This is a genomic window from Pedobacter sp. 05L430 (assembly GCF_056397585.1).
Window position 1 is genome coordinate 1 of sequence record NZ_JBFTNT010000110.1, and the last position, 12,448, is coordinate 12,448.

Here is a 12,448-nt window from a genome sequence, read left to right on the forward strand (position 1 = left end):
CTCCATTATGGGTATTTTGCTTACTGCTATGTTAAGTACAGCTCAGGCACAGCAAAAAGAAACTCCCAGTAAGCACGTCAAGAATAAGGTAATTGTAGCTTATGTTACGTCGTGGGGTAAGGTTTTACCCGATCCTAAACTGGTTACACACATCAATTATGCTTTTGGCCATGTAAATAAAACATTTGATGGCGTTACTATCGAGAATGAAGGCCGTTTGAAAGATATTGTTGAATTAAAATCTAAACATCCAAAGCTTAAAGTTTTGCTGTCTATTGGTGGGTGGAAAAGTGGAAGATTTAGTGAAATGGCTGCGTCTGTGGAAAACAGAAGCAAATTTGTTGACGATTGCCAAAGAGTAGTAAGTTCATTTAACTTAGATGGAATAGATATAGACTGGGAATATCCCACAAGTTCCGAAGCTGGAATATCTTCTTCCCCAGATGATACCAAAAACTATACTTTACTGATGTCTCAGATTAGAAATAAGATTGGTCATAAAAAATTACTGACATTGGCGTCTGTTTCAAATGCAAAGTATATCGATTTTAAGGCGATTACACCAATAGTGGATTTTGTGAATGTGATGACGTATGACATGGGGACCCCTCCAAATCATCATGCAGGCCTTTATCATTCAGAGTATACCAAAGACATCAGTGTGGATGAAGGGGTGACTGCACATTTAAATGCAGGTGTACCCGCCAACAAACTAGTTCTTGGGATTCCATTTTATGGGCATGGTAAAGGTGATATTGCCTGGTATATCGATTATAAAGACATCGTAAAACTAAACGGTTATACAAAAAAATGGGATGATGTGGCTAAAGCTCCTTATTTAGTGAATGATGCAGGAGAGTTTGTATTGACCTATGAAACGCCGCAGTCTATTGCTATAAAATGCGCTTATTTGCTTGAAAAGGGAATGCTCGGTGCGATGTACTGGGACTATACCGCAGATACTGAAGACGGGGAGTTGCGAAAAGCAATACACTCCGGTGTTTACAGCAGATAAAAGAGCAATCTAAAATCATTATTTCTCTTTTTCCAGAAAATCAGCAAGCTCTGCAGATTTGTTAAACTGTGGGTTGTGATCTGCTTTAAATATCAGGTATTTATAACCCCTTTCTTTGGCCCTCTCACCATATGCATAAAAGCTGTCTTTTTCAGGTTCTGTACCTTCTTGCACAGTTAATATGTATGTCGCAGGCAATTTTAAGGCCCTAGGGTTTTTTCTTGAAACAGGCTGAGTGAAGGTTTTGACAGACTGGGGTACATCTTTTGGAAGTGGCTGGTTTGGTTTAACCCATTGGGGAATCATAAAACCATTTGTTGATGCCATTCCAATATCATTAGTGCCAGTTTTTTTGGAAGTAGCTAAACTTTCTCCATCGTTAGGCAAAATTGCATCAAGAAAAACCAGCTTTTTAATTCGATCCGGGATACTATCGGCAACTCCGGTAATTACCATGCCTCCATAACTATGACCAACTAAAATAACATTGTGTATGTTTTCATAAAGAATCAGATTAACCACATCTTTGATGTGGGTATTCAGATCAATGTCAGGAGAACTCAAGTGGACACGTTCACCTTGACCGGTTAAACTTGGTCTGTAAACAATGTTGCCGTGGTTGGACATTATTTCATCAACATTTTTAAAAGCCCAGCTACCTCCCCATGCTCCGTGAACGATTACATATACAGGTTTTTCCTGAGCTAATGCATAATTGGYGACTAATAAACTTAAAATGCAAGTGACTATTCGTAGTGACTTTTTTGTGAATAAGACCATAATATGGGGATTGGGTTAGTGTTAAAATAATAGAACGCGCACCGTACACTGTATCGGTTTAAATATAGCAATACTTATTAGTAAGGATGGCAAGATTTTGTCTGAATATTAATGTAAGCAAGCATGCAACATTTACAATACGGTAGTGTCTTATAGGCATTAACCGCTTTAAATGAAACACTACATATTTCTGTTTTTCTTGCTTTCATATACACTGGTATGTCAGGCTCAGGATCCTTCAGTGCAAAAGAAATTGCAGGCGGTGAGAACTACCGAAAGCCCAAAAATAGATGGTATTCTCGATGATCACTGTTGGATAGATGTTCCTATCGCTACTGATTTTTTTGAAATCAGACCTGTACCAGGCAGGGTAGAAGGAAAGGAGAAGCGTACGGAGATGAAGGTGCTATATGACGATGCTGCAGTATATGTTTATGCGCGGATGTATGATCATCCTGATAGTGTTTCTCATGAATTGGTTTCGCGGGATAATATTGGCAATGCCGATTTTATCTCCATAGTTTTCGACCCTTTTTACGACAAGATGAATGGCAATGGTTTTTTTGTTACCGCTGCGGGAGTTCAGTTTGATGCCAAATACTCGCAAATTGGCGATGAAGATGAGAACTGGAATGCTGTTTGGGAAAGTGCAGTTAAGATCGATGATAAAGGCTGGACTGCTGAGATGAAAATTCCTTATTCTGCTTTGCGTTTTTCTGCCAAAGAGATTCAAAACTGGGGACTAAACTTCAGTCGCCGAATCCAGCGCACAAATGTTCAAACATTTTGGAATTTTGTTAATCCCAATGTAAATGGTTTTATTAATCAGGAGGGGCTTTGGATGGGCGTTAAGGACATAAAACCACCATTACGTTTATCATTTTCCCCTTATCTGTCTGCTTATGTAAACCATTATCCGGCCAATATTCCAGGTATAAAAAACACAACCGCGCGTTTCAATGGCGGTATGGATGTTAAGTATGGTATTAACAACAGCTTTACCTTAGATATGACCTTGGTGCCGGATTTTGGTCAGGTGCAGTCCGATAACCGAATTCTGAACCTAACACCCTTTGAAGTTAAGTTTAATGAAAACCGACAGTTTTTTACAGAAGGAACTGAACTGTTTAATAAGGGAGATCTGTTTTATTCAAAGCGCATTGGCTCTATTCCAAAATACTATAATCGTTCTGATATAAGCAGCACTGAAACCATCATTAAAGATCAAAGTGAAGCCARAGTGCTAAATGCCACAAAGGTTTCCGGTAGAACCGCAAAAGGACTTGGCATAGGTATTTTTAACGCGATAACTAAAGCCATGCAAACCGAGGTTGAAGACCAGCAAGGGAGTATAAGAGAAACTGAAACTCAACCGCTAACCAATTACAACATTCTGGTATTCGATCAGTCTTTAAAAAACAACAGCTCTGCAACTTTTATCAATACCAATGTTTTAAGGCAGGGCTCTGCCTACGATGCTAACGTAAGCGCTTTATTGTTCAACCTTAATGACAAAAAGAATGTTTACTTTTTTAATGGGGCAGGTAAAATGAGCTATCTAAAAGGAGCCACCAGCAGAACAGGTTTTAATTATGAATTTAAAGGTGGTAAGCAGAGCGGAAATTTCAGATGGAGCTATAATCAGGTATATGCTGATGACAAGTTCGATAAATCTGATATGGGCTTTTTTACCAACAATAATTTTTTAGACCAGCTTGTTAGGTTTGGATATAATAATTACAAGCCAACCTCATGGTATAACCAACTAGAAAGCTGGTTAAATTTTGAATATTCCCGGCGTGTTAATCCCGGCGATTATCAGCGTTTTGGTGTCGTTACCGGTGCCTGGGTGCAATTTAAAAGTATTTGGTCGGTTGAAGTGGATTTAGACTACGGGCCAGAGGGAAACGATTTTTATGAAGCCCGAAACGGTCAATTGTACAGAACGCCTGCCCGGTTTGGGGCATCTGTTTATGTAAATCCAAATAATGCAAAGGCATATAACTTTGGAGGAAATGTAAAGTACTTCAAAAAGGAACTTTTCAATGGAAGGGAATATAATTTCTATTTTTTCCAGAACTTAAGATTAAATGACAGGATCGCTTTTGGTCTTGATTTGAATTTTAATCCAAGCTACGATTATGTCAGCTGGATAAAAGCGCAAGGTGATCAGGCAATTTTTTCCCGATATAACCGGAACACAGTAGAAAACTCATTTGATGCAAAATATTCATTCAGCAATAAGATGGGAGTGTCTGTTGTATTGCGGCACTATTGGAGTGATAGGAGAAATAAAGAATTTTATCTGTTAACCAATCAGGGTACGCTTGCTGCTTATCAGGGTGCTCCACTTACTGCAATGGATAGGAATTACAATGTTTTTAATGTCGATTTAATCTATGTTTGGCAGTTTGCCCCCGGAAGTGAACTTACCTTGTCATATAAGCAAGCTGCCGAAACCAATGATGATTTTTATACTAAACGCTATAACAGAAATTTCGAGGATATCCTCTCTGCGCCTCAAAACAAAAGTCTGTCTGTAAAGGTCTTGTATTACATTGACTATTTAAATCTTCGCAAGAAAGGTAAATAAATTGCCATCCAAATCACGAATAGAATTGATCTGGCGATCAAATGTATTTTGTTGTTTACAAAGGAAGTTTTGGGCTATTATTTGTGTATTATTAGGTACACACAAATGTAACCACTATGAAAAAGCTTCTCATGGTTGTACTGGCTAGCTATGCCATCACAGCCCGTGCCCAGGTGCACGAATCCCAAAACTTTCTTTACCTTAATTCCGACTCCGTAATCTATGCTAAAAGGATCATTTTCCGGCCTGATTTTTCTGGATTTTGGCAGCTACGGGCCGATTCCCGAAGAATTTCGCCCGAAAAAGTAAAATTCTTTAGTAACGAAAATGGTTTCTTCGCCAATACCAGGAGAGTCACTTTCGGACGCACTGCCGAATTCGCCGAGCGTATTGCAGAGGGAAAAATTAATATTTTTCAGGAAATTCCTTATGATGAATTTCTGGACGATAGGGCATACAGATATGGAGGCAGGCCAGAGCCTGTTGTTAACCTTCGGATGTATTACAACAAAGGATTCGATAATTTGAAAAAAGTAAATTATCAAAACCTTAAAAACGACATGGCCGATAATCCGGAAAGCATGGATATGCTGGCTGGCTACAGAAGAAGTATGAATACCAGCAAAATATTATATGCTGCTGCCGGAGCATCATTTGTGGCTGGTATTGTTTCTTTTCTGGTAAAAGGTAACAATATGCAAAAACTATCGCATACTGGATTCGGTCAGAGCAGTATGAACACAAAAGGTCCAAATGTTACGGGTACTTTATTGTTCTGGGGACTTGCTGCGGGTCTTGGCGTAGGAGGGTTTGTTGTACATACATCTGGATCAAGACATCTCGAAAGCGCTGTGGATGTTTATAACAGATAGTCTTCTACTTATCCATGAATGTTGGTATATTTAAGGAAATAAACCGAACCTCAACTATCTCAAAGCTAAATGGAAAGAAGAAAATTCCTTCAACTAGGGGTGGGTTTAACAGCTGCAAGCCTATTTACACCTGCATTTGTTAAATCCAACCCTTTAATTATACCAAACAAGTTACCGCTCTGGCGTGGCTTTAATCTGTTAGAGAAATTTAATGGAGACCATAACCAACCTTTTAAAAAAGAAGATTTTCAAATGATGGCCAAATGGGGTTTTAACTTTGCCCGTTTACCAATGTCATACCACTGCTGGTCAAAACCTGATAATTGGCTTCAAATGGACGAAAATGTGTTGAAAGAAATAGATCAGGCAATTGACTACGGAATTAAATACAAGATTCATGTTAACCTTAACCTCCATCGTGTCCCGGGTTATTGTGTTAATCCACCGGCAGAGCCACTTAATTTATGGAAAGATGAGAAGGCTTTAGAAGCTGCTGCCTTCCATTGGCAAACCCTGGCCAAACGATACAAGAGGATCAATAGTAAGAAATTGAGCTTCGATCTGATTAATGAGCCTTCAAATGTTGAGGAGCCAGATTACGTGCGGGTAGTTACACGGATTGTTAATGCCATCCGGCAAGAAGATCCTGATCGATTAATTGTTATTGATGGACTCCATTATGGAACTAAACCCGTATTTGGGGCATCCGACTTAAATGTTGGACAAAGTACCCGGGGATACGGACCTATGCAGGTAAGTCACTATAAAGCATCCTGGGTTAAAGCAGATTGGCCTGTTCCAACCTGGCCTTTAAATCCAGAAAGCAACGACAAGTGGGATAAAGATCGGTTAAAACTGGAAATATTTGATCCCTGGAAAAAGCTAATGGACCAGGGCGTAGGAGTACATGTTGGCGAATGGGGAGCATACCAGCATACTCCTCATGATGTATCGCTTGCATGGATGAAAGATAATCTGGAAATATGGAAGGAAAATGGCTGGGGCTGGTCGCTATGGAATTTGCGTGGTAGTTTTGGTATTCTTGACAGCGAGCGGCAAGATGTAGAATATGAAGATTACAATGGCCATAAGCTAGATCGTAAAATGCTGGAGCTGCTACAGCAATATTAAGATAAGTATTAAGATAGGTTGCTATACTAACACAGATTCCTTAAAATACCTGGCTTTATAATCCAATGGGGATAAGCCAGTTATTTTTTTGAAAACGCCTCTAAATGCTTTGTCATCTGAATAGCCAACTTCATTCATAACTTCATAAACGGTCTTATTTCCTTTTTCAAGTGTGCTTTTAGCAACTTCTACTTTTACTCTTTGCAAATATTCCACGGGAGTATTGCCAACTGCTTTAATGAATCGTCTGTCAAAATTTCTTCGGCTAATGGCAAGCTTTGAGGCAAGTTCCTCAAAGGAAATTTTCTCGCTTAGATTTTCTTCTATATAACTTTGTGCTTTACTAATAAGTTCATCGCCATGGTTTTTTTGTGTTCTGAAAATGTGAAAAGGCGACTGTGATGATCTTTCAATGTCAATTTGAAAAATCTTTGAGCAGATAATAGCTACCTCTCTGTTAAAATACTCTCCAACCAGAAAAAGTATCAGGTTCAAAAATGAATATCCACCCCCGTTGGTATATATTCCTCGTTCAGCGGTAATGAGCTTATCAATTTGAAGATTAATATTTGGAAACAACCGTCTAAAATCAGGCGCCAAATTCCAATGCGTGCAGCAACTCTTGCCATCCAGTAAGCCTGTGGCTGCGAGCAAAAATGCCCCGGAACACATTGAGGCAACTTCAGTACCACCCATATACTGTTCCTTTATCCATGCAATTAGAGAAGCATTGTTTTCCAGCAGATCAATGTCATAAGAAACAGAGGGGATGATCAGCAGATCAGTTTTTTCTATATCATTAATATTTATAGGTTTAATAGAAAAGAAACCGTCATCAACCTTTAACTCTGGCACAAATCCGGCTATCCTTACTTCCATCATGGGTTTGTTACCCATTTTTTGCCAAATGTCATTCGCGCGTGTTAGTATTTCAAATGAACCGGTTATGCTACTCAGGTTAATTTCCCCTTCAGGAACAACTATAGTCACTAGCTTCATGGTAAAAGTTTTTATTAAAGATACCAGATTCAGATCTTAATTTAAAACTCAGGTTCTCAATAGTATTGTGTTTCTCCAAAAAGGTTAATACGCCAGCAAACGACCGCAGGCAATAATTGCTACCCATACGGTGATCGAAACAAGGGCCGATATTTTTGTGGAAAACGGAAGTTCTTGATTTTGGGCGTCAGATTTAGGTTTGAATAAGAGTTTATGAAACACCAATACAATAAGGGCTGCAATTATCAGCAAAGCCATTTTTAGCCAGAATGTTGGGTCTATACCAAGGGTTTTTGAATTGGTCATGAATAATAACATTCCAGAGGGTATAACCAACAGCAATGCTTTTCTTGACCAGGGAAGCAAATGGCAGGATAAGCCGAATATGGAAAGGCTTTTTGAAAAACCCAGCAACCGCAGGTCGAACATAAATGCAGCGCCCACTAAAATTACAATTCCTGTGATGTGTACAATTTCCAAAGCCGGGTACAACCACAAGGATTGACGAATAGCAGCCGCCAAGGCTGTATTTTCTAACCAGCTGAGGAGATCAGATATAAACAAAGGCACAGCTATCGCAATTCGTATTTTACACTGTCTACAAATATCCTTTCTGCCCTCATTTCTGTTTTTTTAGTTTTATGAGGATAAGCAACCAACCTTACTTCTGTCCCCTTTTTAATCATATCAGCAGTTAGCCCACGATCTGTCATGCGGCTGGTAGGGGCTAAATAAACTGTCCATAATTGTTTTTTGTATTTTACTTTAGCCAAGGCATGCGGATTTTCATATACCGACTCTTCAATTGTGGTTTTAAAATCCAATACTTTTTTTTGATCATAATCAGCCCAACCATGGTGGAAAGCTGTGAAGGAAACGCAGAGCAAACAAAAGATTGCCAGCGAAATGCTTTTAAAATAATTCATAACCTGCAGATTTAATGATAGTTGAATATACCAAAAAAAATCCTTTGATCAAATAGCTTCTACAGGGAGCTTCGAACTTCCAGCTTCCATGGATTCTCAACTGTGTTAATCCCTTTTGTTTTGATCAGCTTTGCCATGGTCTTTCCCATCAGCTTAAAGTCGGTAGAAAGTGTCGTGATCCCACCGGCAAGAAGCTCTTTAAGGGGGGTATCATTGTAAGATATGATCCCAAAATCAGTACCTGCGGTAAGCTGTTGAGCAGTGGCCTGCTTCAAAAGATCCACCAGGTCCCTGTCATTCACCACAATAAATAAATCACCTTTTTCTATTGTTCTTGTGGTAGTCACAGAAAGATAGTCGTGGCCAAACCCATACTTGCTGCAAAACACTTTAAGACCATCATAACGCTCCAAAGGCTCCTTTTCTTCCTTTTGAATCATATAAATGTGCCTGTATTTGCGAATCAATTCTATGGCTGATTCCAAAGCCTCGTAGGTATCTGTTTCAAAATTCTGTGCCACCGATGAATATTTTCCTTTCAAATCTGCATGGAAATGGTCCAGCAAAAACACCCTGCCCGATAAAGATTCCAACAGCGGTTCAATTCCCTGAAACTTTCCCGACATGATGATGTAATCTGTATACTTGTTATTGGCATCATTTACCAACGTTTCAAAAACCTTTCTGTTGTAATTATGAAAATACAGATCAACTGTGGCGCTATTCCCAGCCGATTCCACAAAAGAGTTGAACAGGTCTTCTTTAAATTCATTGAATTCATTGAAGAGCAGGAATATATGATGTCCTGTCTGAATTTTGGTGCTCTTCACAAAATAACCAACCCCGTGGTTGGATGCAATAATACCTTTTGACATCAGTTCGCGTAAGCCCGCAAACACTGTGTCACGCGATAGGCCATACTCAGTTCTGAAATCATTGATAGAAGGTATCCTGTCTCCATTCTTGTATTCCTCTGTGCCTATTCGATCAATCACATGGCTTACTACAAGTTTATATTTTGATTTATTTTCTTTCACGTTTGGTGTATTGCTGGCAAATATAGTTACTTGCCAGACAAACATCGTAAATAAAAAATAAAAAAATCGTACCAGTTCGTACCAGTTGTAAAATATTTATATATTTGGAGACCAAACCACACACAATGAAACACTATTTCTTATTAAGCATCGGCATTACCACTGCTCTTTTTACCGATAGCATGGCACAAACCACTGGTGTTAACCAGAATGTCCAGCTAACCCAAAGCCTTAAAGCAAACATAAATGACACTTTCTGGAGTCCTAAATTCGAGCTTTGGAGAACCACAACTGCCAACGATGTGCTGAATAAGTTCGAAGGACAACACCTGCCTGCAAAAGAACAGGAAAGTAATAATGTGTTTAACAATTTCGATAAGATTGCCCAGGGAAAAAAAGGAACAGGCAGTCATGCAGGTTTGCCCTGGTTTGACGGCTTGATCTATGAAAGCATTCGCGGAATAGGTGATCTCACCATTCAGCATCCCGATCCAATATTACAGGCACGACTTGATGGGTATATAGATCGTATCTATGCTGCTCAAAAGGCCGATCCCAACGGATATATCAATACCTATACCGATCTAATGGAACCAACCCATCACTGGGGAGATAACGGTGGGCTTTTACGTTTTCAACACGATGTTTACAATGCAGGTATGCTCATAGAGGCAGGCGTTCACTATTACAATGCCACAGGTAAAACCAAACTGCTCGAAGTTGCTACCCGTTTTGCAAATTACATGAGCAACCTGATGGGGCCTATTCCTAAAAGAAACATTGTACCAGCCCACTCCGGGCCAGAGGAAGCGGTTATGAAATTATACTGGCTATATAAAAACAACCCTGGTCTTAAAAAGAAAATGGAGGTTCCGGTAAATGAAAAGGCTTATTATGATTTGGTAAGGTTCTGGATCGAAAATCGTGGTAACCACATCAACTACCCGCTTTGGCAAACCTGGGGCAACGACAAATCAGAAAAGTGGATCAAGGATCAAAAATATAAAGAAGGAGCGGTAACCAATGCCACTCGCCCTACCTGGGGCGATTATGCACAAGATTCCATATCTGTTTTCAAACAGAAAACCATAGAAGGTCATGCTGTGCGTGCCACTTTACTAGCTACAGGTATTACAGCCGTTGCTTTGGAGAGCCATGATCCTCAGTACATACAAACTGCAGATCAGCTGTGGAACAATATGGTTGGCCGCCGTATGTTTGTAACTGGCGGTGTCGGTGCCATTGCGCACGACGAGAAATTCGGGCCAGATTATTACCTTCCAACTGATGCCTATCTCGAAACATGTGCAGCTGTAGGTGCAGGATTTTTCAGTCAGCGTATGAATGAACTAACCGGCGATGGAAAATATATGGATGAGTTTGAACGCGTGCTGTATAACAACGTACTTACTGGTGTGTCTCTTTCAGGCGACCAGTATACCTATCAAAATCCACTCAATGCACATGATCATTCAAGATGGGCATGGCATTCTTGCCCATGCTGCCCACCTATGTTCTTAAAAATGGTTTCTGAACTTCCAAACTACATCTACGCATCTTCGGGCGATCGTTTGTTTGTAAACATGTTTATCGGTAGTGATGCCAATATCCGCCTGCCTGGCAAAACCTTAATCGCCATTTCACAGAAAACCAATTACCCATGGGAAGGAAAGATTAGCCTAACTGTAAATCCTGAAAAGGAATCGGCCTTTAGTTTAAGCCTCCGCATTCCAGGATGGGCAAGGGGGAAAGAAAATCCTTACGATCTCTACCGTTCCGATCTGCCTTCGTCATATACGCTGCTTGTAAACGGCAGCCCTGCCAAAGCCACAATGGAAAATGGTTATGCTGTAATCAGCCGCAAATGGAAAAAAGGTGACCAGGTGGAACTCCAGCTGCCTATGAAACCGCGTTTTGTTACTGCAAATAATCAAGTAAAAGACTTAAGAAACAGCGTAGCAATAGCGTCAGGACCTATCGTTTATAGCCTCGAGGCAGCAGATAACACTAATGTTGAACAGTTGCAGATCGATACTACTGCAGCATTGCAATCGCAATACAAAAACAACCTGCTAAAGGGTGTGAATGTGGTTACGGGCAAAACAGCTGACGGCAAAACTTTTACCGCTATCCCTTACTATGCTGTTGGAAACAGAGTCGCAAAAGGCTATAAAGTTTGGCTGCCGCTTCCTCAAACTGCACGAATTAAGGTAGATGTCGGTCAAATTCAAAATAAATTAAGCCCGCTGATCTACGGTTCAAATATTGAAGATGTGAACCACGAAATCTACGGAGGCTTTTACGACCAGCGCATATTCGGCGAGAGCTTTGAAGAACCTTCCACTGGTGTAAATCATAACCAATGGAAAAGGTTTACGGGCTATTGGACGGCAAAAGACGGTGCGGTTGCCATTATCCCTGGCAGAAACACAAATAGTGAAGTATTCATGACCGGTTCGCATCTAATAGGTGTAGAGCCAGATCATAGTGCCAAATTGATCTATGAGCCAAAAGAAGTAAGTAACGGGACCGTTCAAGCCGAGATCAGGTTTACCGGAAAAGGAGAAAGTGGTGCCCTGCTGGTTCGGGTAGCCAATGCAGGTGTAGGTGATGATGCTTTTGATGGGTATGAGATCAGCCTGAGCAGAGACGGTAAAAAGATAGCCCTTGGAAAGCACCTGCAAAACTTTGAATCACTCAAAGAAGCAGCTGCTAGTTTTGATCCTGAAACATGGAATAAAGTAAAGGTGGTACTAAAAGGATCCGAGATTGAAGTTTTCCTTAATGGACAACAGATGCTTTCCTTTAAGGATGAGCGTAACCCCTTGCTTAAAGGAAAGATAGGTTTGCGTACCTGGAGATCGCCAATGGAGTTCAGGAATATCTCCATACAAGAAAACGGAAAAACAGAACCACTCAGCCTTGTAAATGCCGCCAATGAGCAGGTGAGCTATAATTGGGATATCATCAGTTCAGGACAAGTAAAAGCCAATTTTGAGCTCGACAGCAATGTAGCCTATAATGGAAAAAAATCGCAGGTTATCACCTTTGCAACGGGTACCGGAAAAGTAGGAGTAGCCAACAGGAGTTTAAAC

The 12,448-nt window shown here is 40.2% G+C and carries 10 protein-coding genes; 5 read left to right on the forward strand and 5 right to left on the reverse strand.

Going from position 1 to position 12,448, the window contains the following annotated elements; translation table 11 throughout:
• Positions 1 to 7: 7 nt before the first annotated feature.
• Entirely contained in the window at positions 8 to 1,015 is a 1,008-nt protein-coding gene (locus AC1DG9_RS15085; protein ID WP_477634826.1) for a glycoside hydrolase family 18 protein, read from the forward strand.
• An 18-nt stretch (positions 1,016 to 1,033) separates the two neighbouring features.
• Here the strand turns inward: AC1DG9_RS15085 and AC1DG9_RS15090 are convergent, their stop codons facing one another.
• The gene (locus AC1DG9_RS15090) at positions 1,034 to 1,795 is read right to left on the reverse strand and encodes an alpha/beta hydrolase (protein ID WP_477634823.1); all 762 of its coding nucleotides are present in this window, start codon (positions 1,793 to 1,795) and stop codon (positions 1,034 to 1,036) included.
• A gap of 172 nt (positions 1,796 to 1,967) precedes the next feature.
• Here AC1DG9_RS15090 and AC1DG9_RS15095 point away from each other — a divergent pair, with 172 nt between their 5' ends.
• From AC1DG9_RS15095 to AC1DG9_RS15105, 3 genes are all read left to right on the forward strand, one after another.
• Complete coding sequence (locus tag AC1DG9_RS15095; RefSeq protein ID WP_477634824.1) at positions 1,968 to 4,388, forward strand: DUF5916 domain-containing protein; 2,421 nt, start codon at positions 1,968 to 1,970, stop codon at positions 4,386 to 4,388.
• A 116-nt stretch (positions 4,389 to 4,504) separates the two neighbouring features.
• The gene (locus AC1DG9_RS15100; RefSeq protein ID WP_337717786.1) at positions 4,505 to 5,260 is read left to right on the forward strand and encodes a hypothetical protein; all 756 of its coding nucleotides are present in this window, start codon (positions 4,505 to 4,507) and stop codon (positions 5,258 to 5,260) included.
• Between the two features lie 69 nt (positions 5,261 to 5,329).
• Positions 5,330 to 6,391 (forward strand): glycoside hydrolase family 5 protein, encoded by a 1,062-nt coding sequence (locus AC1DG9_RS15105; protein ID WP_337717784.1) that lies wholly within the window; start codon positions 5,330 to 5,332, stop codon positions 6,389 to 6,391.
• A gap of 21 nt (positions 6,392 to 6,412) precedes the next feature.
• Here AC1DG9_RS15105 and AC1DG9_RS15110 read toward each other — a convergent pair whose 3' ends face one another.
• The 4 genes from AC1DG9_RS15110 to AC1DG9_RS15125 all read right to left on the reverse strand — a co-directional run bounded on the left by AC1DG9_RS15110 (position 6,413) and on the right by AC1DG9_RS15125 (position 9,353).
• A complete protein-coding gene (locus tag AC1DG9_RS15110) occupies positions 6,413 to 7,390 on the reverse strand; it encodes a GlxA family transcriptional regulator (protein WP_172662499.1) in 978 nt (325 codons plus the stop codon).
• A gap of 84 nt (positions 7,391 to 7,474) precedes the next feature.
• Entirely contained in the window at positions 7,475 to 7,960 is a 486-nt protein-coding gene (locus tag AC1DG9_RS15115) for a DUF6644 family protein (RefSeq protein ID WP_477612353.1), read from the reverse strand.
• A gap of 2 nt (positions 7,961 to 7,962) precedes the next feature.
• Positions 7,963 to 8,316, reverse strand: a complete 354-nt coding sequence (locus tag AC1DG9_RS15120; protein ID WP_172662500.1) for a DUF6152 family protein — start codon at positions 8,314 to 8,316, stop codon at positions 7,963 to 7,965.
• A gap of 59 nt (positions 8,317 to 8,375) precedes the next feature.
• A complete protein-coding gene (locus AC1DG9_RS15125) occupies positions 8,376 to 9,353 on the reverse strand; it encodes a GntR family transcriptional regulator (protein WP_288883054.1) in 978 nt (325 codons plus the stop codon).
• Between the two features lie 125 nt (positions 9,354 to 9,478).
• On the opposite strand from AC1DG9_RS15125, the gene AC1DG9_RS15130 reads away from it, so the two are divergent.
• On the forward strand, positions 9,479 to 12,448 hold a 2,970-nt coding region (locus tag AC1DG9_RS15130), incomplete at its 3' end, for a beta-L-arabinofuranosidase domain-containing protein (protein ID WP_477634825.1).